General features: G+C 44.0%; 23 protein-coding genes and 1 pseudogene. 8 read left to right on the forward strand and 16 right to left on the reverse strand.

The window, feature by feature from the left end; translation table 11 throughout:
- A complete protein-coding gene (locus H6F74_RS30265; RefSeq protein ID WP_190445141.1) occupies positions 1-1,209 on the forward strand; it encodes a J domain-containing protein in 1,209 nt (402 codons plus the stop codon).
- Here H6F74_RS30265 and H6F74_RS26710 read toward each other — a convergent pair.
- Positions 1,206-1,406 carry a hypothetical protein gene (locus H6F74_RS26710; RefSeq protein WP_190445142.1) on the reverse strand — a complete coding sequence of 67 codons (201 nt, stop codon included), beginning with the start codon at positions 1,404-1,406 and terminating at the stop codon, positions 1,206-1,208. The two genes, H6F74_RS30265 and H6F74_RS26710, sit on opposite strands and share 4 nt — an antisense overlap.
- On the opposite strand from H6F74_RS26710, the gene H6F74_RS26715 reads away from it, so the two are divergent.
- Positions 1,399-2,217, forward strand: coding sequence for a tyrosine-type recombinase/integrase (locus tag H6F74_RS26715; RefSeq protein ID WP_190445143.1), 819 nt, complete (start codon positions 1,399-1,401; stop codon positions 2,215-2,217). The two genes, H6F74_RS26710 and H6F74_RS26715, sit on opposite strands and share 8 nt — an antisense overlap.
- A 201-nt stretch (positions 2,218-2,418) precedes the next feature.
- Here H6F74_RS26715 and H6F74_RS26720 read toward each other — a convergent pair whose 3' ends face one another.
- From H6F74_RS26720 to H6F74_RS26730, 3 genes are all read right to left on the reverse strand, one after another.
- Entirely contained in the window at positions 2,419-2,832 is a 414-nt protein-coding gene (locus H6F74_RS26720; RefSeq protein ID WP_190445144.1) for a hypothetical protein, read from the reverse strand.
- 146 nt (positions 2,833-2,978) lie between these two features.
- On the reverse strand, positions 2,979-4,532 hold the full coding sequence (locus tag H6F74_RS26725) for a glucosaminidase domain-containing protein (RefSeq protein WP_190445145.1): 1,554 nt from the start codon (positions 4,530-4,532) through the stop codon (positions 2,979-2,981).
- 197 nt (positions 4,533-4,729) lie between these two features.
- A complete protein-coding gene (locus H6F74_RS26730; RefSeq protein ID WP_190445146.1) occupies positions 4,730-5,485 on the reverse strand; it encodes an N-acetylmuramoyl-L-alanine amidase in 756 nt (251 codons plus the stop codon).
- A gap of 276 nt (positions 5,486-5,761) precedes the next feature.
- Here H6F74_RS26730 and H6F74_RS26735 point away from each other — a divergent pair, with 276 nt between their 5' ends.
- Complete coding sequence (locus tag H6F74_RS26735) at positions 5,762-7,102, forward strand: AAA-like domain-containing protein (RefSeq protein WP_190445147.1); 1,341 nt, start codon at positions 5,762-5,764, stop codon at positions 7,100-7,102.
- Complete coding sequence (locus H6F74_RS26740; protein WP_190445148.1) at positions 7,099-10,695, forward strand: AAA-like domain-containing protein; 3,597 nt, start codon at positions 7,099-7,101, stop codon at positions 10,693-10,695. The genes H6F74_RS26735 and H6F74_RS26740 overlap by 4 nt, the downstream gene beginning before the upstream one ends.
- Positions 10,696-10,808: 113 nt before the next feature.
- Here the strand turns inward: H6F74_RS26740 and H6F74_RS30760 are convergent, their stop codons facing one another.
- Complete coding sequence (locus H6F74_RS30760) at positions 10,809-10,943, reverse strand: hypothetical protein (protein ID WP_277875873.1); 135 nt, start codon at positions 10,941-10,943, stop codon at positions 10,809-10,811.
- 148 nt (positions 10,944-11,091) lie between these two features.
- Here H6F74_RS30760 and H6F74_RS29725 point away from each other — a divergent pair, with 148 nt between their 5' ends.
- Positions 11,092-11,253: a hypothetical protein gene (locus H6F74_RS29725; RefSeq protein WP_206756358.1), complete on the forward strand. Its 162-nt coding sequence runs from the start codon at positions 11,092-11,094 to the stop codon at positions 11,251-11,253.
- 477 nt (positions 11,254-11,730) lie between these two features.
- Here the strand turns inward: H6F74_RS29725 and H6F74_RS26745 are convergent, their stop codons facing one another.
- The 6 genes from H6F74_RS26745 to H6F74_RS26770 form a co-directional block, all read right to left on the reverse strand.
- A complete protein-coding gene (locus H6F74_RS26745) occupies positions 11,731-11,928 on the reverse strand; it encodes a hypothetical protein (RefSeq protein ID WP_190445149.1) in 198 nt (65 codons plus the stop codon).
- Positions 11,929-12,141: 213 nt separating this feature from the next.
- Complete coding sequence (locus H6F74_RS26750; protein WP_190445150.1) at positions 12,142-12,765, reverse strand: hypothetical protein; 624 nt, start codon at positions 12,763-12,765, stop codon at positions 12,142-12,144.
- A gap of 34 nt (positions 12,766-12,799) precedes the next feature.
- Positions 12,800-13,129, reverse strand: a complete 330-nt coding sequence (locus H6F74_RS26755) for a hypothetical protein (RefSeq protein ID WP_190445151.1) — start codon at positions 13,127-13,129, stop codon at positions 12,800-12,802.
- 117 nt (positions 13,130-13,246) lie between these two features.
- Entirely contained in the window at positions 13,247-13,390 is a 144-nt protein-coding gene (locus tag H6F74_RS26760; RefSeq protein WP_190445152.1) for a hypothetical protein, read from the reverse strand.
- 745 nt (positions 13,391-14,135) lie between these two features.
- Complete coding sequence (locus H6F74_RS26765) at positions 14,136-14,378, reverse strand: hypothetical protein (protein ID WP_190445153.1); 243 nt, start codon at positions 14,376-14,378, stop codon at positions 14,136-14,138.
- Positions 14,375-14,524, reverse strand: coding sequence for a hypothetical protein (locus H6F74_RS26770; protein WP_190445154.1), 150 nt, complete (start codon positions 14,522-14,524; stop codon positions 14,375-14,377). The genes H6F74_RS26765 and H6F74_RS26770 overlap by 4 nt, the downstream gene beginning before the upstream one ends.
- Positions 14,525-14,616: 92 nt before the next feature.
- Here H6F74_RS26770 and H6F74_RS26775 point away from each other — a divergent pair.
- Positions 14,617-14,745, forward strand: a pseudogene (locus tag H6F74_RS26775) (IS5/IS1182 family transposase); the annotation flags it as partial.
- 358 nt (positions 14,746-15,103) lie between these two features.
- On the opposite strand, the gene H6F74_RS26780 reads toward H6F74_RS26775, so the two are convergent.
- From H6F74_RS26780 to H6F74_RS26800, 5 genes are all read right to left on the reverse strand, one after another.
- The gene (locus H6F74_RS26780) at positions 15,104-17,212 is read right to left on the reverse strand and encodes a site-specific integrase (RefSeq protein ID WP_190445155.1); all 2,109 of its coding nucleotides are present in this window, start codon (positions 17,210-17,212) and stop codon (positions 15,104-15,106) included.
- A gap of 433 nt (positions 17,213-17,645) precedes the next feature.
- Positions 17,646-17,828: a hypothetical protein gene (locus H6F74_RS26785; protein ID WP_190429851.1), complete on the reverse strand. Its 183-nt coding sequence runs from the start codon at positions 17,826-17,828 to the stop codon at positions 17,646-17,648.
- Between the two features lie 602 nt (positions 17,829-18,430).
- Positions 18,431-19,546 carry a hypothetical protein gene (locus H6F74_RS26790; protein WP_190445156.1) on the reverse strand — a complete coding sequence of 372 codons (1,116 nt, stop codon included), beginning with the start codon at positions 19,544-19,546 and terminating at the stop codon, positions 18,431-18,433.
- A gap of 145 nt (positions 19,547-19,691) precedes the next feature.
- The gene (locus H6F74_RS26795) at positions 19,692-20,129 is read right to left on the reverse strand and encodes a hypothetical protein (protein WP_190445157.1); all 438 of its coding nucleotides are present in this window, start codon (positions 20,127-20,129) and stop codon (positions 19,692-19,694) included.
- A gap of 7 nt (positions 20,130-20,136) precedes the next feature.
- A complete protein-coding gene (locus tag H6F74_RS26800) occupies positions 20,137-20,859 on the reverse strand; it encodes a ParA family protein (RefSeq protein WP_190445158.1) in 723 nt (240 codons plus the stop codon).
- Between the two features lie 403 nt (positions 20,860-21,262).
- On the opposite strand from H6F74_RS26800, the gene H6F74_RS26805 reads away from it, so the two are divergent.
- Positions 21,263-22,858 (forward strand): helix-turn-helix transcriptional regulator, encoded by a 1,596-nt coding sequence (locus H6F74_RS26805; RefSeq protein ID WP_199301658.1) that lies wholly within the window; start codon positions 21,263-21,265, stop codon positions 22,856-22,858.
- 359 nt (positions 22,859-23,217) lie between these two features.
- Complete coding sequence (locus H6F74_RS26810; protein WP_190445160.1) at positions 23,218-23,376, forward strand: hypothetical protein; 159 nt, start codon at positions 23,218-23,220, stop codon at positions 23,374-23,376.
- Positions 23,377-23,573: the final 197 nt, after the last annotated feature.

A 23,573-nucleotide genomic window follows, 5' to 3' on the forward strand; every position in this document is an offset into this window, starting at 1 on the left:
ATGAATAAACCCACTGGCGGCAGGACAAAAAAAGAGGATTACACTACCTCCGTGATGCGGGTGCCAGACCCGGTGAAGTCGGAAGTTCAAGGACTTATCGAAAAATTCTATAAAGCTAGACAGCCCAATAAACCTGTAACGGGTTTATCCCAGTATTGGCAGATCCCAGCTTCTTTAATTCCTGAACTGCTGGATCTTGGCGGCAATGAACCAGACTTCGAGACGTACTGCGGCATTGAGCAGCAGTACAAGAAGTGGTGGAAGAAGGAAGGTAACACCCAGTGGGAGAAGGAGTGGCGCAAGAACTTAGAACGCTTCTTCTCCTTGGCGGATCAGGTGAATCAATGCCTGTTTCAAGTTGATAACACTTGGGCGCTGGCATCCCCTGAAGACCTTTCCAAAGCCATTAAGAGATTGCATGAATACCGCTTAATCTACCTAGATCAACCTGCTACTGCTGCCACACCTCTAGAAGCTGTGCGATGGGTGGTCGAAGCGTCCGATCTGGGGTGGGGAATCGTTAACGCTTTCTGGGAGAAGCGTTGGGGGATATTGAAGGCTTTAGAGGTAGGGATTTACCCGCCGATTGATCGCCACGAATATTGGCTGAGAAACTACGCCGAACAACTAGGTAAGCCTGAAGTGAATTACTGGCAGTGGCGACAAAACCCAGAGTCGCGGGAAATTGCCAAAGAACTAACTCAGCTTCTAGAACTGCCAGAACCCTCAGAGGCTACCCGGCAAGTGCTTGAGCGTTTAGCAGAGGGGAAAGATCCGTTCCACGATCCAAGGCCGAGAGAGGGGGAAATGTTTATCGGCTTTGATGTATTCCTGACCAAAGGCGCACTTGGTGACTGCGAACCTGCCGTGAAGCAGCGCTATCGTGATGCCTTTAGGCAGTGGCACCAAACAGTTCTTGCCCAGATGGGACGAGATGCCTTAGAAGGAATTTACCGAGTCTGCTACGGCTGCGACTGGACTCTGATCGAATCCATCTTTGCCCCACCTTTGACAGGGGCATGGTGGGAAGTTTTGCAAATATCGCCCAACGCCACTTTAGAAGAAGTCAAAAGCGCGTACCGGACAGCCGCCAAGATTTGGCACACGGATGTTAACAGCAGCGCGATCGCCAAAGCTCGGATAACAGCACTCAATAAAGCCTACGCAGAGGCGAAAGCAAGTTTTACCAGTTACAGGTATAAAGTCTAGCGATCGCCCGTTCGTCTCATCGTCACCCAGTCTTCATGGTCTGGGTTAAATTTTCTGCTCCAGTGCAACATAACCAGACTAATGTCAAATCCGGGCGTGCCTGAGTGTGCGATCGCAGCGTATGATTTGGGTAGGGGGTGAGCCATAACGTTAGTAGAGACGCAAACCGTAACTACGGCATCGGAGCAGATGCTCAATCTATGGCTGCACGGCAAGAGTCCGCGCACGGCTGAGTATTATCGTCTCTATGCTAAGCGCTTCTTAGCGTATGTGGGGAAGCCGTTGCATTTGGTGACGCTGGCAGAAGTGCAAGGGTTTGCTACTTCGCTAGAAGAAAAGGGGTTAGCAACTTCAACTCAACGCACCATCATGGCGGCAATTCGGTCTTTGATTTCGTTTGCCCATAAAAGCGATGTGCTGCCCAAGAATGTGGGTGCGTTGGTGGAGTTGCCGGAAGCCCCGGATACTCTGAACGAACGGCTGCTGTCAGAGTTTGAAGTGCAGTCAATGATTGTTTTGGAAACGCATCCCCGCAATCGTCTGATTCTGCGGCTGCTGTATCTAGGAGGATTGCGGGTAACGGAGTTATGTCAGTTGAAGTGGAAGGATTTGCAACGTCGGGGCGAAAGCGGACAGGTGACGGTGCTGGGGAAAGGTTCTAAGACTAGAAGCGTCTTATTGCCTAAGTCATTGTGGATGGAATTGATGCAGCTGCGGGGAAATGCGGCAGCAGATGACCCGATGTTCCGCAGTCGCAAGGGGAATCATGAAAGCCACTTAACCAGGGAACGGGTGCATCAGATTGTACAGGCAGCGGCGAAACGGGCCGGAATTCAGGGTCAAGTGAGTCCCCACTGGTTGCGCCATGCCCATGCGTCTCATGCCCTGGAGCGGGGAGCGAAGGTGCATCTGGTGGCTGCAACGCTAGGGCATTCTTCCGTTGCAGTCACCGGGCGCTATCTCCATGCCCGTCCGGAGGAGAGTTCGAGTTTGTACCTGCCAGGGTGAAGATGCGATCGCGCCCATTATTGCAAGATGAGAAACATCATCCCTTCCCCTTATTCCATAAATCAGGAGCGCGAGCAAATTTCTATAATTCATAAAATAATATTCCATCACTGGTGCGAACCAGCGATGGAATATTAATAAGTCCTAATCAATCTAAATTCGACAGGGGGATGCCAACTAACTCAATTGAAGAGCTGACTATTAGCTGTCTGCTTTTGCCACTTCATTCCTCAATTGATAGAACTGAGATTCAAGAGTTTGCAATTCTTGTAAATCTTCGACAAATCTGACATCGCTTAACAAATTGTTAGCCTGTGCTTCAAGAATCCGGTAGCTTCCAGCTCTTTGTTTCACAGGAAAAGCATTGCCAATCGATTGAATGGCTACAATAACTCCCCCAACAATACCTGTTACTATTTTCTGATCTTGCTCGTTCACTCTATCTAAAGTATTGAGAAGAGTAATCACCAGAGTAAGAACAATAGTGGTAATTGTTAAACTGGCATCCCAGTTTCTATTTATCTGTCTGAGTCGAGTTAATTCTTGGCTGACTTGCTTAATTTCAACTTCCAAATCGTTTCTTCTTTTATCTTCAGTTAATGAATGAACTTGCATACAAGTTGACTCCTACTTGTTATCTGTAATGAGATAAGATGCACCCTCAAACATTTTGAAAAATTGAAGAAAGCGAGCCTCATTGCTCTACTTGCTCTTAAGAAGCGATGAGAGCGCTCCCTCCTTTTCCAACGAGAAACTTAGAATTAGGTTCTCACGGGCGGGTTAATTTCAAAGTGAAGGTGATGGTCGTGACCTGGCACGCGAGTACACAACCTTTTCTCAATTAGCTGTGGATCGTTGAAAAAAACAGCCCGTATTAGCTTGTGCTTACGCATGGATGTAATCAGCGCTCGCGTAGCGCCTCGGTCATAACTACTATCCCACCAGTGAATGCCGCCAAATTTCCCGTCCTTTCTGGGCAAAAAGACATCGCACATTAAGCCAGTTTCATGTCCGGCATGGTCAGGCGTATCGCCTCCATGAGGGAGACTAATGTCGTTGATGGCAAATGGGGCAGCACCCGGATTAGCGTTTCGATAACTGGCTTGATAATCCTTGGCAACCTCCAAGATGGTATTTTTTAACCAATCTGTACCAAAATCGTGTTCATCATTAGTTTGATCGCGCTCAAAATTGACAAAACCAATTGATGGATCGCTAAACGGCATTGCTACCCAACGCGGTGCATTCGCAGCTTGTAACCATTGATGAGTAGGGCCACCCACATCAATTCGTCCATCACCTGCAACCGTGCTGCGACCCGCAATAATAGATTGGAACAGCTTAATTGCTTTAACCGTACCCGTATCTATGGTTACACTATCAGGATTACCCACCCAGGTATAACCTAAGTCACGCAATCGCTGTTTGACAGCTTTAACTTCGTCTTTATTGTTGTTAACTACGCCAACTCCCACGCTTTTAGTTAACTTTATCGCCACCTTTCCTGTAGGGTTTGGCGTTTCTTCGTCATCTTGGTCACTGGCAGAAGTAACAGCTTTAATGGAGATTTCTGTAGTTTCGCTGCCGACAGCTATTTGCATTTTGCGAGCGCCCGCTTGGTGAAACACGAAATCAATTTGCCATTTACCATCCTGACCAATAGCTGCACCTTTGGATGGGAATTTATCGTCTATCTTAAGCAGCAAAACTTTGCCACTATCAGTTATGGAGGCAACACCTTCAACCCTGAAATTCTGCCCTACCTCAACTTCTTGAGGCGCACGGGTTGCCTGGAGTTGTACAGGTGGGAGCGTAATTGTAATCCCGCTGGCACGGGCCAGTAACTGCTGCGCTTCTGGGAGTAAGCCTATAACTTTGTTGATATACCCAGGGTCGGCAGCATACCCTTTACGTTGCAAAAATCCAATGAAAGTCTCTGGCGTATGAGTATGCTCTTCTAAGCCTGCGTAGGGAGAGCGGGTTAAAAACTTCCAGTAGCCCATAATGTAGGCATCAACATCCTTGAATTGACAGAACTCAACTTCTTGAGGTTCAGAAGGAACTTTAATTTTAATAGCGGTGGCAAACCCATCCATATCAGGATGCCGCCATTTCAAGCCAGCGAAATTGAAGGCCTTGATAGCGAGGTCGCTGGTTGCTCTGCCCGATTCCAGCAACCATTGAGCCAGCGTCACTTCTTTTAAAGGTTGCCGATTTATTGGGTGAACTTTTGCAGAGGGAATGCCAACCTGGTTAAAGATTGTTTCCAAATCTTTAGCCGCATAGTTTTTCACTAACTCGTCTAGTAATGCCATGATTTTGTCCTTGATAAAAATTACTTAGTTTAACTTCTCTGCTAACCAGAGATACTTTTGCGTGTGTTGTCTGATGATTCATAGGACTAACGCATAAACCAGGTTTTTTTAACGTTAATAAGTTATTACAACGATTACTAAACTTCAGAAACATGGTTTATCGTTGTTGGGTGGTCAGCCCTAATTCAATGATTAATTTACGGCTTGTCTACAACTTTCCCGTGGTTCTCAAAAACAAAATGTTCATCTCGATTAGCCTGACTTTTATCAACCCACTTAACCCAGTAGTGTTTTTCTTCATACCGAAAATCTAAGACAGGATAATCACCAGGAGCAATGTTAGCTAGTGTTTCTGGTGGTAAATCAAGGGCTTGTTCGGTAGAAGGTTTTAAGATAGTTGACTTGCTAATTCGCAAAAGTCCAGGCTGAGGGAGCGAATTATCATCTGATTCCCCAATTAACCCATGCTTGATTGCTTCAGCCATTTCCTCAGCCCCAAAGATATTCATATCTTTTGACGAGTCACAAAAACAACACTCAACTAAAATGGCGGGCATTGAGGTATGTTTTAAAACGAAGAATGGAGTATTTTTTACGCCTCGGTTTTTGAAGCCAAGCTGGACAATCTCTTTAAGGACTGATTCAGCTATGGACTGGCTGACTCGACTAATCGCAAAGACTTCAGTTCCATTGGCTTGGCTATTGAATTTATTAAAATGAATCGAGACAAAGACATCAACACGATTATCATTAGCTTTGTTGACTCGCTGCCTTAAAGAGTCAGTCTCACTGCTAGCTGTTGTTGGCGTACAGTTAACGACTGTGTGACCTGCGGCTGCTAATTTTTGCATCAATAATCTGCCAACGGCTCTCGTTAAATCATCTTCTTTTTGAAGTCCGACTGCACCTGTATCCGGTGGGCAATTATGTCCGATATCAATACCAAATTTCATGGGTTTTTCCTTACTGCTATGAGTTCGATACTTTCATCAAAACTCTTGGCTAACTGAGTTCAAGGCTGAGATTGACTGAGTAAGGCTGACTTTTGAGCTATTGCATCCATGAGCTATGGCATCCATATAGAATCTAAGTAGCTCATAAGTATCGATATGCCGCGATCGCTCAAGGTTCGACAGGACTGTATAGGGATAGTTAAGCTAGCGGTCAGAAGGAACAGCTTTCTTAGCCAACAGGCTCTAGCGGAGGATCTAGGTTTAGCTCGCTCCACAGTGGTCAACTTTCTGACGGGTAAACCAGTAGATCGGGCGATTTTTGAAGATATCTGTCAGAAATTGTCCTTAAACTGCGGGGAAATTGCTGAATTTGACCTGGAAACTCCATTAGTTTTGGGTAAGGAGACTCAGATGGAGTCCAGGAGAAATTATGGAGCCTTGGAAGAAGTTGATGATGTATCAAGCTTTCAGAACAGCCGAGAGAAGCCCAGTGAAGTGGAAGGAGCCGAGTTTTTGAGATCGCTCCATGTAAGCGATTTAGGTGAACTGGAAGAATACAAAATTTTTGAGACAAAAGAGCCGTTTGGGCGTCTGTCTGCTGTGGAAGCCCAAGGGATGGATTTTGCCTTTTATGTAGAACGCCCACCCATTGAAGAGCGCTGTTATTCGGAGATTTTGAAGCCGGGATGTCTGCTGCGAATTAAAGCCCCTTGGCAGACAGGAAAAACAGAGCTGATGTCAAGGCTCATACATTACGTCGAACAAAAGGGGTACCGAACAGTAGTTTTAAACCTACGGGACGCAACCCAAGAAGATTTCACTAATCTGGATAAATTCTTGCAGTGGTTTTGTACAATCTTCGCTGACAGATTGGAATTGACTACAAGTGTGGAAGAACACTGGCGCAAGAGTATTGGGAATAGCAAGATTAAATGTCGAAGCTACTTTGAAAAGTATTTGTTACCAGGCGAAATTCCCTTAGCTTTAGCTTTAGATGAGGTAGACCGAATTTTCTCAATACGAGAAATTGCTAGCGAGTTTTTAGGTATGCTGCGAACGTGGCATGAGGACGCTAAGACTCGCCAACTCTGGCGGCAACTTCGGCTAGTCGTGTTACATTCGGAAATCTACACTGAGGTTGATATCAATCAGTCCCCGTTTAATGCTGGATGTGAGATGACATTAACAGACTTCAACCAAGAGCAAGTGCTTTCTTTAGCACAACGGTATGGATTGGACTGGGATACAGCCAGAGTTATACAGTTAATGGCTATGGTGGGAGGACATCCCTACTTAGTGGGGGAAGCCCTCAAACAGATAGCACAACAATATACAACCCTTGAAGAATTGCTGCAAACATCTTATACAGCACGGGGAGTCTATAGTCGCCACTTAGAAAGACATTGGAGAAATCTGCAATCTAACCCTGAACTGGCTTGTGCTTTTCAAAAGATAGTCCTAGCAGACTCCCCGGTAGAATTTAACTCCCAGTTGAATCAAAGTATGGCAGTAAAGTTAAATGACTTGGGACTGGTGAAGCTTTCAAGCAATAATGCAATTCCCCGTTACGAGTTATACCGCCAGTATTTTCGCGATCGCTTCCACGATAATTTATGAGTGCAACACACAACTCCGGCAACTCTTATCAAGTAGGGGGAAGCTTACCAGAGTCTGCTTCTACTTATGTAGTACGACAGGCAGACTATGAACTGTATGAAGGGTTAAAGGCTGGTTCTTTCTGTTATGTATTAAATTCCCGACAGATGGGTAAGTCCAGTCTGCGAGTAAGAACAATGCAAACCTTACAAAAAGAAGGGTTTGCTTGTTGTGCAATTGAAATGAGAGACATTTGTAGCTATGAGGTAACACCAGATGAATTTTTTGGTGGGTTCCTTAGCCTTTTAGTAAGTGGGTTTAATTTGGATATTAATATAGGAGATTGGTGGTACAAGTATCAACATATTCCTCCATCAATGCGATTGAGTAAGTTTATTTCAGAAGAACTACTAAAAAATCTTAATCAAAATATTGTTATTTTCGTCGATGAAATTGATAATGTTCTGAACTTGGAGTTTAAAGACGATTTTTTCGCTTTTGTTCGTAGCTGTTATAACAAACGTGCTGATAATATAAAATATAGTCGCCTCACTTTCGCTCTGCTGGGAGTGGCAACACCTACGGATTTAATTGCAAATACAAATTACACACCTTTTAATATTGATAGTCGAGCAATTGAGCTGGCTGGCTTTCAACTAAATCAAACCGAGCCTTTAAAGGAAGGATTGGTTGGGGTAGTTAGTAATCCCAAAGCAGTGATAAAAGAGATATTAAGATGGACGGGTGGGCAACCGTTCCTAACGCAATGGTTGTGCCAACTAATTAGTACATATTCGTTACCCATTCATCCTCAAGATGAAGAAGAATGGGTAACGGCAATTGTACGAGAGCGGATAATAGAGAATTGGTGGGCGCAGGACAAGCAACAGCATTTACAGACAATACGCGAGCGCCTACTTAGTAATGAAAGGCGAAGCTCTCGATTGTTGGGCCTGTATCAGCAAATTTTGCTTTTAGGGGAAATTGAGAGCGATAACAGTCTTGAACAAATGGAATTGCGGCTGTCTGGGTTAGTAGTTAAGCAGGACAGACTTTTAAGAATTTATAATCGCATTTATGAATCCGTTTTTGATGAAAAGTGGGTTGAGAAAGAGCTAGCTTTTGTGCGACCTTATGCAGAACCTATCATTGCTTGGGAAGAATCGTCTCGTCAAGATACTTCACAGCTTCTGCGTGGGCAAGACTTACGAAATACCCAAGCATGGGCAATTGGTAAGAGTTTAAGTGATTTGGATTATCAGTTCTTAGCAGCAAGCCTTGATTTCGATAAGCAAAATATTCAGATTGCTTTAGATGTAGAACAAGAGGCTAGCCAAATATTAAGTGAGGCTAATTTAACATTAAGTGAAGCTAATCAGACATTAATTAAGGCACAACAGAAAGCTCAGCGAATAATTCGCTCTGGACTTAGCATACTATCAATTATATTTGTTGTAGCGGTCATGGTAGTGGGATGGGCAGACATCCGGGTAAGGAAAGCAGAGAAGCAAAGAAATTTAGCAGAAATCGCTGAACTAAATGCTTTGTCTACAGTTAATATTAACTCAAACGATCAGCTTGGAGCATTGGTAAATAGTGTAAAAGCAGGTCGTCAATTACTCGAAATTGAGGCTCCATTTGATATAAAAAATACAGTGGAGAAACAACTCACACAAGTACTCTCTGAAATGCAAGAACGCAATCGTTTAGAGGGCCATAGCGCTATAGTCTACAGTGTAAGTTTTAGTCCCGATGGCAAGACTATTGCTAGCGCTAGTGGCGACCAAAGTGTTAAAATTTGGAACCTTGATGGCACTTTAGTTAAAACTCTAAAGGGGCATAGTGCTGATGTATTTGAGGTAAGTTTTAGCCCTAATGGAAGACTGCTTGCCTCAGCTAGTGGTGACAACACCATCAAACTTTGGAGCCTTGAAAAAGGCACTTTATTCAAAACTTTATCGGGTCACAGTGAACCAGTCTATAGTGTAAGTTTTAGCCCGAATGGGCGACTGCTTGCCTCAGCTAGCGCTGACAACACCATTAAAGTTTGGAGCCTTGAAAAAGGCACTTTACTCACAACGCTAAAAGGGCATCAAGGCGAGGTTTTAAGGGTGAGTTTCAGCCCTGATGGTCAGACTATTGCCAGTGCCAGCGCTGACAAAACAATCAAGCTGTGGAGTAAAGACGGCAGAGAGCTTAAAACCCTAAAGGGTCATAGCGATATGGTCTTAAGTGTAAGTTTTAGCCCTGACGGCAAAACCATTGCCAGTTCTAGTTTGGACAAAACAATCAAGCTATGGAGTAGCGATGGCAGCTTTAGCAAAACCCTAGAAGAACTTAGCTCTGGAGTTTATAGTGTAAATTTTAGCCCCGATGGCAAGACCCTGGCTTCAAGTAGTGGGGACAGTACAATCAAGCTGTGGAGTAACAATGGTAGCGAACTTACAACCTTAAAAGGGCATAGTAGTGGGGTTCTAAGCGTAAGTTTTAGCCCCGATGGCAAAACACTTGCTAGTGCCAGTGTTGACAATACTATTAAGTTATGGAGTACTCATCATACTTTGCTCACAACCCTAAAGAGCCATCGCGATAGGGTCTATAGTGTGAGTTTCAGCGCCGATGGCAAAACACTTGCTAGTGCCAGTGTTGACAAAACTATCAAACTTTGGGGTAGTAATGGTCGTCTGCTAAAAACCCTAGGCCAGCATCTTGATAAGGTTTATTGGGTAAGTTTTAGCCCCGATGGTCAGACTATTGCTAGTGCTAGCGAGGACAAAACTATCAAACTCTGGAATCTTGATGGCAAGGAACTTAAAACCCTAAAAGGTCATAGCGATGCAGTGGAAAGCGTAAGTTTTAGCCCCGATGGTCAGACTATTGCTAGTGCTAGTGATGACAAAACTATCAAACTCTGGAATCTTGATGGCAGAGAGCTTAAGACTTTAAAGAGGCATAGCGCCACAGTCAACAGTGTCAGTTTTAGCCCTAATGGCAAGATTGTTGCCAGTGCTAGTGATGACAAAACAATCAAACTCTGGAGCTTGGATGGCAAGGAACTTAAAACCCTAAAAGGTCATAGCGATGGAGTCCTAAGCGTGAGTTTTAGCCCCGATGGTCAGACTATTGCTAGTGCTGGTAGTGACAAAACAATCAAACTCTGGAATCTTGACGGCGGAGAGCTTAAGACTTTAGAGGGGCATACTGGTAGAGTCTTTAGCGTAAGTTTTAGTCCCGACGGAAAAACTATTGCTAGTGCTAGTGATGACAAAACAATTAAACTTTGGAATCTGGATGGCAAGGAACTTAAAACCTTAAAGGGGCATAGTCATGGTGTTGGCAGCGTAAGTTTTAGCCCCGATAGTAAGACCATTGCTAGTACCAGTTTCGATAAAACTATCAAAATTTGGACTCTTGATGGTTTAGAATTGCAAAGTTTAAATTTGGAGCAGCTTTTAGTGTACGGTTGTAGTTGGCTGCATGATTATTTGAAGACCAACACTCGTTTGAGAACGAGAAGCGAATCTCATTTTTGTGATGGGATGAATACGAAAAAATATCAGTTTTTGCCTCTTGAGTTATCAGTATCAGCTACAGTTATCAGAGGGATTAACTAATAACTGTAGCTGTTAAAGTTTTTAAGGTAATTGGAATGAGGGTTTGATGGTAGCAATTCCAGTTAACTCAACCGTAGCAGCATGCTCCCTAAAAACTTATAGGTGAGAAAACTTCACACAGGCGGGGTACCACAACCTTTTTTGCACTTATCTCCTACCAGTACAGTACCTTCAGTCAGTAACGCAGATGGCAACACCTGTGTAGCAAAGCTTAGACCTGTAATTACCATCAATGTTGGCAATGTCATTAATCTTGCCAACGTTATCGTTCTTATGACAAGTTTCTTTTCCATATCAACTGATATTTTGAGTATAAATTAAGTATTCATCTATATTTGCCAGCTTCGGGAAAAAGGCCCAAAAAAATTACATAGTTTTTCCGACTCTAACCTACTTTTGCCATCCCACCTGCGACTTTTGCAAGAAGTCTATTGTTTCAAAGGCATACGTCACCCCGGAGAGCGCGCCCTGAAAGCTTCGCTTCTACCTTGCGGCGTTGCTCTTAAAGCGAGTGCGATCGCACCCTTCATCGCAGCCGGATCAGTTCCTTCCTGCTAGAAGCTTCAGCAATGCCCTTAATTTTCTCATGCCACTCTAAAAGTAAAAGGGCACATCTGGCCAAACATGGGTGATTCGGCCAGATGTGCCGACTCTACTATTAGTTACAAATTCAGGGTTACAGACTTTACTTGATGACGGTGATAAAAGCGCAGGCATAAGCAAAAATCATCGATCGCACCCGAAACCCTTATTCTCTCGTGAGGCAGATGGAGAGGCATTGATAAGCTCTGTTGAATCCGGCAAGATGAAATCTTTAAAGCAACACTAGAGCTATACTTTTAGGGAGCTATTCCATGAAACTCGCAGGATTGGTTACGCCAGCGACTCCAAGGCTAAACCACATTAGAATCTGTAGGGTTTGCTGATTATAAGAATACATTTCATTCTCCTTGAGTTTTCAAATTTAAAAAATCAACCTTTATTGGAAGAGGCTTCTGATATGTCTCATCCATTTCCAACTAGATGCCCAGCAACCTAGCGCATCCAACCTCGAAGCTGATAGTTTGCCTGAACCTCCCGTACATGTTCAATTGCACGATGATGTGCCAAAATCTCTGTACTGTATTTTGAGTCTTCGTTTCTTTGAGAAGATGTTGCAATTTGCTGCTTAAGGTTAACTACAGCAATAGCCAAACCCGAAAGCAAACAAATCTTGCTAGAAACTTGTGCCATGATTTTTTCTCCTGTCTCAAATTTCTGTATGTTCTTATCAAACCCGAAGCATCACTGACTTCAAGACTGAGAATGGCTGAGTTTCCCTGTTTTAACTCTGAATTTTTGTAAAAACTTGTACAGAAGCAAGCAGGACTAATTTTCTAACCCATCAAAGCAATGACTTGCCATCAAGTGATTAGAAGTATCGAACAAATGTAATTGGCCCAGTTATCAGGTATTAGAACTCTTACTCCATTGAGTTCTTTTCGGAAAACGGATTATATAAGATAGAAGCTGAGTTAGACCGAGTTTAAAAAATCTATGTTGTCTCCTATATGCTTGTTTTGACCTCTCACACATACGTTTTCTAGCTGCATGAATGCGGAGAGTATCAATCTGATCAAGTGAGTACTCTAGAGGGTACTTCTTAAACCATAGAGTTAAAGATTCTTCTCCTATGTAATCGTAGAGATAAGAGAGATATTGAATGAACTCCTGATCCCTTTCAATCTGCGTCTTTTCCTCCTCTCGTTCAAAAAGAGGTAAATGTGGTATAAACTGCCCTAAAAATTTTTCACAAAAATTAGCGTAGTCATCAGTGAATAAGATGAATGTATGCCACATCTCATCAATTATGGTGATGGAGATTCGGATGCCTAGCGACCGCGGAACATTAGGCAAGTCTTGATTTAGGTCGTCAAGATGCTTTGAGTTCAGCCACAACCAGCGCTTTGTTTCAAGAAAAATTTTCTCTGCCTCTTCTCTAGATACAGCAAATTCATCCATAAAACGAGCGACCACTCCCTCGTGCTGATAACTCAAAGCCTGTTCTAATGTACCTATCAATCTAGACATCCTGAACTCCAATCAAATTACGGAACTTCTTTTATTACTTGCACTTACCAGTGCCTTTATCACAAATCTGACGATCGTTTCCTATGGAAGCAATCTCAAATATCGAGCGAATAAGGCTGTCCTTAGCCTTGGAAGCTTTGTCGCTTCCAAAACTATCAATTGTGGCTGCTGAGGCAACTGAAGCAGATGCATCAGTGCAGTGAATCATTGGACAGAGCCTATCAGGGAAAACTTTCCCTTGACAAACACACGATGCAACTTGAGAAGCTTCAGCATTGCCAAGACGGGTAATTGCAGAAGCAGGAGCGGCAGCAGAAATGAGTGTGACGGCAACTAGAAGGGAGTGAACCTTGAAAAGTGACATTGTAACTACCTCAAAATTGATACGACAGAACTTTTACAAGTCCTCTACCTGAGTGCATTTTGTTTATGAGTGGTGAGCAAAGCCTGCTCTCATAAACAAAATGCATAAATCCTAAAATTATTCACCCTCAAAACGGGCGGGGTATGCTTGTGCAGGTTGATTGTTGATTACAATCGATCCTGCTATAAGCGCGGCAGAAGCACTGAGAGCAGAAGCACTGAAAACGAGAGCAGCAGATGTAAGTGCAAAAAACCGTTTCATACAATTTGTTCTCCTGAATAGGGAGTTTTTTAAGTTTTACAGGGCATCAAAAATCTTTTTCAACTCCTGTAACTCGCCTTAGTAACTGGTATCAGCGGCGATAATTTAATGAAACAGGACTGCTGACTGAGTTCAAGCCTTAGAATGACTGAGTTAGGCTGACTTTTGAGCGATTGCATCTAAAATTTGACTAGCTCATCAAAACTGATGTCAGATAACAAATTATTTGTCGCTATTAACACATTAGGGTCGTTCATCCAAAAAACTTTCAAATCTTTTACAATAGGGGTTTTGCGCCAATTAATACTTTGGTAGGAATTCCTCTTTAAAGCCATAATTGTCTTAACTCCAGCTTTTCTTTATCCAAATATATCTAGGCTTTGGTAGCGATAGAAACGCTCAACGACAACATTTTGTTAAGACAACAAATAAACTGTTATTCGGCAACACCATATCAAATACCAATAGAGTTGCTCTCGTCTCTAACCGTTAGACACGATCTCACTTCATTGAACTAGAAAAGTTTGATTGGGAAGAGGCGATCGCATTCATCAACGCTTGTGAGAGAGAACCTCAGGTAATGCGCGATCGCTTAAACTTGTGAAGTTTGACTTTAAAGACGCGATCGCATCTTTAAAAGCGGGTCAGCTTGTAATTCTCGTGTCGCTGGATGCAGTTCCCTAACCGTTAGCAAGCGGATTGGTGAGTGTTAACGTTCTTTAGCGTGTCTAACGGTTATAGGGATTCAGGAATCAATTTCAATAAAACCAGAACCCTCTATTGAAGTTGAGGAAGGATTTTCCTTCAAGTCGTCATACATACATTTCTCAACTGGCGATCGCCCTAGCGTCCGATCCGTTTCTACATCGTCATAGACTCTTTTCCCGACTCTAACCTCCTTTTGCCATCCCTCCTGCGACTTTCCCATGAGGTCTATTGCTTCAAAGGCATAAGTCATCCCGCAGATCGCGTAGATCGCACCCTTCAAGCAACGCTTCTACCTTGCGGCGTTGCTCTTGAAGCGAGCGCGATCGCACCCTTCAAGAGCAGCCGGATCAGTCTTGAAAAGATAAACTGCGATCGCAGCCAGCTTAATCTTTGTAATCCTTGTATAGTGTGTACCGTGTATTCCACAGGATTAGATAGCGATCGCCCTCTCGACTTCCGGCTCCCTACCGGGTGAAGCTTGACTTCGGAGCACCAAAGTCAAGAGGGCGCGTTAGACCGTTGAACGCACTTACGCTTGGCTGCATTGGTGTCGTCGCTTAAATGTCGATTATGAGCGAATCCTTGCTTCTGAGGAAGTGTCCATTTATATCACCATAATCCGGCTGATGCTACGCAGGCTTGCCTGAGACTTTTTGTACTCTCTGTGTATTTCCAAACATCCTCTAGCGTTGCAGAACCTTGATTTATCCCCCTAAATCCTCCTTAAAAAGGGGGACTATGAATTCCATTTCCCCCTTTTTTAAAAGAGGGTTGGGGCGATCGCACGCCGGTGGAGAGCTGGTGATAACGAAGTTGTGCAAGTAACTTAATTGGATTTAAAGCTTCCCAAGCACATAGCGATCGCATTCAATCCCGCTAACCAGGGTACTTACTTCTATTGCAGCCACGCCCAACAATAGCCAAGAAAAGTCGGAGCTGGAAGACGCTCCAAACCCTCAAACCTGGCCCCTAGAATACCCACCATCGGTCAAGATAGCAGCCCCATTACTTATCCAGCATATCCAGCATCGCCATGAGCTGTTCTCGTTCCAGAGGACTTAACTTCTGCAACTGGGCAAGCAAAGTTTCGGGCTGGGTGTTTGCTTCCTGCTTCAACTCAGGTGATGGCGGCTGCTTAAACAACAGCTCCTCAATCACCTCCTCAATCGGTCGGCGCTTCTCTTCCGGAGTACAGCGCTCATACAATTTCCGTAATGTCTCCACCTTATGTCCCATCGCATAAGCTAACGACCGAGTTTGGGCGTCATCAAGTCCGACTTGATACGCCCAAGTCGCCCAGAAATACCGCATCATATGGGGTGAAATCCGCTTACCAATAAAACGATGAGAGGTACTTTCAAACGAGCAACCAAACTGCGAAGCTGATGCTCCGATGCCAAGTATGGGGAGGACAAACACATAGCCCCAAGGCCACTTGGGCGAATTGGCATCCGTTGACAGATAGAAGGTATCCAACGGATTGAATTCAGCTCGCCCACTTGTCACCCAGCGTCCCCGTTGTCCCTTTAACTCTGGCTGCCACCAATCATAGACCTGTTGATTTTTATAACCATCACAGAGCCAACTGCCGTACAAATACTGTTCTAGGTAATCATAGAAGCAACTGCCGTCAGCCAACTGGCGGTTGGGAATTACTATCGATTGTCCGCCGTGAGTCGAGCGGGTTTTGTACTGTTGAATGTCCAGCACCCAGACCCCTTGAGGATAAGGCTTTTTCTCGTGGACATAGGTAAAGTAAAGATAATTGTCCTTAATTTTGCCGTCCCAATGTTTTTCACGCACTTGTGCAGGCGGCAGGGGCTGATACAAGCCGTCAGGCGGTACGGATTCTGGACGCTTAACAGGACAAATCAGCGCAATTCTTAAAGTACGGTATTCTTGTTGCCGCCTGGCGGGGATGTCAGCAAGCAGCGACCACTTTAAGTAATCTTGATAGCTGTTAGCAATGGCAAAGCCTCCCCGAAATCGACCTCGGCTGTTTCTGGGTCGGCACTCCAGACGCAACGGTTCTACAATTTTGGTTCTCACAACTTCCAGCGCTGTCTCGCCTTCTGCCGTATCCGGCCACTTCTTCTCAAAATCTGAAACAGACTGCCGATTTTTCACCCACTCGCTGATGTCCTTTCTCGCTGAACTTAAGTGGTTGTTAAGCGCTTTGAACAGAGGAATCTGCTTGTAATCCGCGTTTTCCTCCACCTCACTGGTGTAGAGAAACTTAGCCAGTGCTAAAAGCGCCCCTAACTTATTGCGTTTGGTAGAAGGACTTTTCGAGTGGAGGACTTCTCTCAAGAAACGAAAATAACTGCACAGCCAAGTTTCAAGGGTTTGCCTATGCTGTTTCCATAGTTTTGCCTGTTCTTTGCTATTGAGATGTTCTAAGTCTTCTTGCCTAACCACAGAAATCAAATGTGACAAACGCAGTTGCTCTAACCCAATTGGCGGTGTGCGGTGGTAACAAAACCAGCCAAGCATTAGACGTATATTCTTGGTGTATTCTAATGCGGATAATTCGCTAATTGGGTCAATCACACGGAACGGGCACTCTGGGTCAGTTAAATATTGATAAAAGTCATCCAATTCTTTTTGTAAAGGAGCAGGCGTGTCTTGAGGCTTGAGCGTGTATTCCTGATGCACTGTCCTCCGCTCGGTCAAGGGAGTGTTGGAGGTATGGCCATAGGGATTTTTCATGGATGGGCAGGATTGCTGTTTCACTATCGCCCGCCGCGAACCTCTAGCTGGCCACCACGGTTGTTGTTCGCTCCAACTCAAAAATTGGTTAAATCGATTTCCGTAAGTGTTTTGGCTGGCAATAGACGCTTTTTGGCTCTGGAAAGCCTGCTGTATTGTTTGACGGGCGCTGAGCAACACTTCAACTCTTAAGGTTTTTAAAAACTCCTTAGCTGCTTCAATCTCGGCTTTTGTCATCTTTCGACCTGATGTTGCCCTACTAAAGCCTAATTGTGATAACCAAAACCGTAAGGTAGCGCAACGAAATTCATTAATAACTCGTTTAGCTTTCGACTCTGGATATATCGCTCGAACTTGTTCTTCATACATCTCCAATACTGACCAGCAAGTGAGAGAGTCCTGCATAATAAATGCCTCTGACGGTACACAAAAAAATTAAATTGCCATTGAGCTATTATTTAAAAGCTCTCGAATTACGGTGCCAATGATTTAAGTTTTGCTCATCTTTTCATCTCCAGCCTCCTTTACTCGTTTATTTATTATAGACAGCACTACTCGCTATCGAAGCTAACGATTTCATCGGTGCGTGCGGCAATTAGCTATATAAATGCTCAACCCTTCTAGAGTATTATTTCTAGCTTCAAAGCCCCAGGATTTATTAATAAATAATTAGCGAATACCTAATAAATTTTAGGTATTAAATAAATCCTAATCCTCCGCCTTTCTAGGTTTATTAAAGGCTAAGGATTGAAGCAACCTTTTACTCATCGGGGAAGGGCGAGTCATTTAGCTCTTACTTAGTAGCTCCAGGCCTCTAGTCCAAGTAGAAACGTAAGTTTCACTCGGTCTTCGTTGTCAGTTCAGAGATCGTCAGCAGACCCCGACCGATTCGCTCAACCAATTCACTGCGAGAAATATTTAAACAAGCACTGAATTCATCTAATCCTGTCAAAGCGGTTGGGGTAAGACTCAAAGAAACAATTTTTTTGAGTTCGTCATAGGCTTCAGGCTGACCTCGCATTGATTTCCTTCCTTTAGAACTTGCTTTTTTCTCGTGTTCTAAGCGGGGTCTACCTTTTCTTTTGATTTTTTTTGGCTTGGACATGATTATCTGTACACTTCAACAAGGTTTTAAAGAGCCAAAGTTTTCTACCCTATACCCAAATCAAGTGAGCTAGGAGCGAAAATCAATGAGTATCCCTGCAACTAGGTATTAAACTCTGCTGAACTTTGCCAGTCCAGTTGCGTTGAATTTCTAGTAGCGAGGCTTATTCGTTTGGCTTAAAAGCTAGGTATTGGCTCTTCTTTTTAGTTACTGGATCAGACTATCAGAGTATTTTTTGCTCGTGTTAGAAGCGTACAATTTTCGAGTTTTGTGTAAATTTACCGTTACAATATGAAGTTTAATGATAGAACCAGCATTCATTAAATTATTTGGTTCTTCATTACTCGGTCTGCCAAACTATTAGTTTAAAGGGCCCAAAAGTCTGGAATAGAAACCTTTGAGGCTTCTTAGCGCCTCTACCGCTAAAAATAATTGAAAATAATGCCCCAAACTCTTGCTGTGCAGAAATTTGGGGCATCGCCGGAGGCGGATTAGCATATCAGGTACGGAAGAGCCAATTATTTTGACGTCCCAAACCCTTTGTTTGAACGCTTGCCTTTTTCGCCTTTACGGGCGGCATTGGCTTCTCCTGTTTTGGCGTTCAAATAGGCTTGGTATTCGGCTAGCTCGACTCCAGATTCCAGTAATTGGATGAGAGTAACGGAGAAGGCGTCCTTAAGATATAAAAAATTTTCGTCTTCGTTGTCGGAGTAGAGCAAACTAACTTTAATCCCTTCGTATTCTCTAAGCCGCTTCAGAGTAGCCTGCTCCGCTTTATATAGCTGAAACCCATTTTTTGGGGTGTGTTCCTCCAAATCCTCAAGTAGTAAGATAGCTTCCAAAGTCAACCAGGCTTGAGATGGGCAATCGAAAGCCAATATCCATTTGCATAGTGAATTTTGGTTAATTATTGCCTCTGCCCACATATCCTTGATAAGCTCATGAAGCTTCGCAGATATCTTGCCGGGTCTATACTGCCTTTCAGTTGGAGGTTTTGACCCTGACTCGGTTGGAGTGCCTGGCCTTAGTAGGAGGTAATCCTCAATCCATAGAGCTTGGGTTTTGTATGTTTTCTTGAATTGGGCAAATATCTCTTGTTGATCGGACTTAACCAGAATGTCGCCGTTCTTTCGTAGTAGGTCTGGTAGGTACTTGGCTGCTGTTATGTAGTTTTCCTCTTCCCTATCTTTGGAATTACCGTTAGAATTTTTCTCTTTGCATCCGACGCGATCTACGTTCTTGTTTGCGCTGGCGCGATCGCTATCCTTGTTGTTGGGCTTTCCCCTTTGGCACGATAGGTGATCGACACCATTATCCTTCCTGTAATGAATACGCAGGTGCCTCAGTTGATTTATTGACGCGAAAGCCTTCCTTGCCGATTCTGGGCAGGAAAAATGTTCGCAAAGGTGGGTTTCAATCCTAAATCTGTTTTCCTCAACTCCCATCGTTGAGTTGAGAAATTGAATCGCATCAAAGTGAGGTGGTTTGACAAGCTTCTGAAAGTCCTTTCCAAACTTCAACTCCCGCACCGTAACCTGTTTCCCTTGTAAAGCTGTTGTCAAGTCTAATGTTTGTTTAGGAACCGGAGTGCAGTCATCGATTAGGGTCTTGGGATCGTTAAAGTCTTTTTTCATGGTTAAGGTGGGGAATTGTTCTGGTTGGCAAGGTGATGAGTTAATTTCTGGTTCCCAATAAAGTTGGGTTCTTACTTGGAGTTTCTAGTTCCTTACGCTGGTCATGCTCTAGAGAAGCGTGGGATAGGTTGCTTCGGGAGCTGGGTCACTCGTTGTGCAATCCTAGCAACTCTCGCAGTTCTTCTTCGGATGCGATCGCTCTCCACCCACCCGCTCCCTCGACTTTTTTCAACATAGTCTCTATTGCTAGCGATACCAAGACTTCCTTGCGAATCTTACGCCCCATAGAACGCCGGGTCTGTTTGACGGCATCATCCAAGGCGTCGTTCAATGGCTCTGGTATCCTCACCGATAAGGGATACAGGGGAGGTGTCTTGGTATCTTCTGATTCTTGCTTCAATGTACCAGAATCCTGATTCCTGATTACTGATTCTTGATTATTTTTTCCAGATTCATGAATCTTGATTATCGAATCAGCTTTCTTGAATCCTGAATCTTCTTGAGGAGCTTCATCAGATAGTTCGGGAGTAACAGACTCTTGTTGGGAGTCGTTGAACAGTTGCATTGGGTTACGCTGTCCCATGCGTTTTTTACTTCCTGCCACGTTTCTTTAACCCCCATTCCTTCATCACTTCACCAGCTAATGCTTTGAAGGCACTGGCTCCTTTACTTTTGGAAGCGTATTCAAATATCGGCTGCCCGTGTCCAGCAGATTCCGCGATCGCAACGTTTTCTGGAATGGAGATTCGCAGTAGATTGAATCGGTTGTCGCTGACTAGCACCGAGTCTGCTTCCGCTGTCATGTTCAACGCTGGTTTGTATCGGCTACGCAAAACATCAACGGGTACGTTTGGATTGACATCTTTTAAAGTGTCCAGCACTTGAGCCAACCCTACCAGCACTAAGGGATCTGCCAGCACTGGCACAATAACTCTATCGGCTACCACAAGTGCAGCAACTGTAGCGGGGACGAGGGAGGGGGGACAATCCAGAAGCACTAAGTCACAATCCAGTTTGCTAATGGCTTTACGTAAAATTTCTGGGGAATCCCATTTCACGTAAGCCGTATCCGTTCCGCCGGGAATTAAGGGCACAGCGGTATCGGTGCGGACAACATCTTCCCCTTCTAGCCAGCGGTCAAAACCCGGTTGTTTTCCGGGCGCTAATCCCAAAGCATAGGTAGCAGAGCCTTGGGCATCCATGTCTACCAGCACGACTTTAACTTTGTGCTGTTGTAGTCCTGAACCTAAGTTGACACAGGTACAGGTTTTTCCCACGCCCCCTTTCTGGGACGCGATCGCGATTGTCAGCATTTTAGAATTTAACCCTTTACAGGTTTAGCATAACTGACATTCAGGAATCTTAGAATAAAGAATCATGATTCTTTATTCTAAGATAAGAGCTAATATTTAAGAATTACTGAATCATGATTCGTAAAAATGTTAACCCATCTGTTGAATAACAGATTATTTGTCGTCATTAACACAGCAGTGTCGCTCTATGGTAAAACTTCCGCAGCTCAGGCTATTTCAATGATTGCAAGCTCGTAGACACACAGCATAAGTATAGTCTTCCTATCGTTGTCCCAAGAGAACCTTTATCGCCACGACATAGGTAAGATGAGAATTACATCGATTTAAAAGTTTAACGATATTAATTTGATAACACGACAAATAATTTGTTATCCGACAGCAGTTTAGTAAATACTAAATGAAAATGTTAAGAAGCAGGCGCACTCCGATTAAAAACTCTGCTAAACAACTCCAGCAAGAAAGCGAGTTGCAATCTCCAGCTTTATTAGAAATAGCTAGAATTCTTTATGCTCGTTTAAACGAGCAAGGATTTGAATTTCCCAATGAAATCAAAAAAAGCTATCCAGAATTAGAAAAGTTTTTAACCACTAAGCTAGCAACATTCGCCGCCGAAGCCTTGCTGGAGCAGATTAATTTTAAAGACTTACCTGTAGAGGATATAACTGCTCTACTAGGAATTCAAAAACAACCGATACCCGTAACAGAACCCAAGCTGTCAACCTTAGAAGAGATTCCTTCCTCATCTCCCTTCAGAGTAGGAGTAGAATCTTGCTACCGAACTGATAAATGGAAAAATAGCCCTGACAACTGGGGAGTTTTTGAATCTCCTTGCAAAAATAAACCTAGCAATAGTGTAGAAGTTTATATATCAGGGGGGAATGATGGCGAAATATTAGCGCTTGAAGCCGCCTTGCAAATCATCGATCTAATTGGCATAGATGCAGCAAAACTTCAGTTAGTTTTTGCTTCGCATCTACTTAATCAGCCTAACCCTTGTCTTGCTAAGTTTTCTCTGAAAGGAAGCGAAGTCATCAAACAAATAGGCTGGGATAAAAAACATCGGTTAACCGTTTCTGAAAAGCTAGCTCAACTTGCCAGCATTTCCTTCCATTTAGGAAGAATGCTGATGAGCTGTACGTGGGTTGAAGGAAAGCCCAAAGGCAATAAAGTTAATGCCAGTGTTAGCGTCTCTCCTCTGTGGGTTGTTAAGACAGATGTGATAGGGCAAAAGAACTTACTCACAGGGAAAGTAGAGCAGCCTGATGAGGTTTATATCACTGTCAGCCCTGGTCCTTGGGTTGATAGCTGGTTAAACCGTGTTGGAGCAAGAGCTGGTACGGCATTATGTCAGTTTGGCTGGCTAGCTACGAACATCTTAAAAATTGACCCCTACCACGATGAACTTGCTCTCAAGCTGGCAATTCATTTGACTATGTTAAGCCGGATCAAGGCTAGGGATATAAAACCCTACGGACATAAAGTAGGTGAGCTTTTAGAGGCGGTAGAGCTGGAATCCCGAATTAATGCAGCTCGTTCTAATAGGGATAAAGCTCGCGACCTAAAGAATGACTGGAATAAGGCCGTGAGCCTGTTGACGAGTTTGGGTTGGCGAGTCATCTTTGACGATGCCACCTACCCAGAATGGTTAAGGCCCAATAGCAAATGTGAAAAACCCTCTGGCTGGAAAGACAAGAAAATCATTGATTGGCTCTGGGAAGCCAAACTGACGATTATTCCACCAGAACCAATTCCAGCCCTGCTAGCCACTAAAACGGAGCCTAAGCAACTAAAGCCAGCCCTCAAGCTCGAAAAGGTATCACCTCTCACACCATCTCAAGTGCGACAAGCGCGGCAGGCCAAAGGATGGAGCCAAGCTAAACTAGCGGGATTTCTGGGAATGTCGCAATCGCTAGTAACTAAGATTGAACGCGGCGAGCGTCCAATAAATCCAGAACTAGAGACTAAACTGCGAAAACTATTGGACATTCTGCAAGACTAGGAAGCGTTTCAGAACCTAAAACCAGCCCTTTCGTGGGCTGTTTTTTTTTCTAGAGATTAATACAAACTTGTATTAGAAAAAATTACCCAGGAAAATTGGCTTCAAACCTTTACAGTACAAAGCTTTCAGCTTTAGTACAAAAATGCCCCATCGTCCCACCAAAACGCCCCATCGTCCCACCAAAACGCCCCATCGTCCCACAAGGCTTTTTTGGAACCATTGCCCTGTAAAGCTTTCAGCGTTTTAGTACATCCCGATCAGTCTGATAAGACTGATGGGCGTACAGCCCTCCTTGAATCCGGGCTGGCATAATTAGGAAAAGAAAAAACAGCGCCGCGCCGCGAAAAAAATCACCACCGATGGCAAAGCACAAAAACCGCCAAAAATCAGCCGATGGCAAGGCTAAACAGCAGCAGATGACGACTTGGGGAAACCCAAGAAGCCAGCTAACCCTTGACGCGGCACTTAGCACATTGACTAGCAATGTGCTGGAAGATGCCCTAACCCAAAAGCATTAGGCGATCGCCTAGTTGCCCTAGAGTAAAAACACACCTATTTAGAGGATTGTTTATGAGGTTGCGAAAAAAGCAGCCATAGTCAAAACCCTAAAACAACAACACCCCCACTCAAACGAGTAGGGGTATCGTGCAGACCTGTTGGTCTGTGGTCATCTTAATAAACGGAGCAAAGTCGCTCAAACAGTCCAATTAGGGAA

It is taken from the genome of Trichocoleus sp. FACHB-90, assembly GCF_014695505.1.
GTDB lineage: Bacteria > Cyanobacteriota > Cyanobacteriia > Cyanobacteriales > FACHB-T130 > Funiculus > Funiculus sociatus.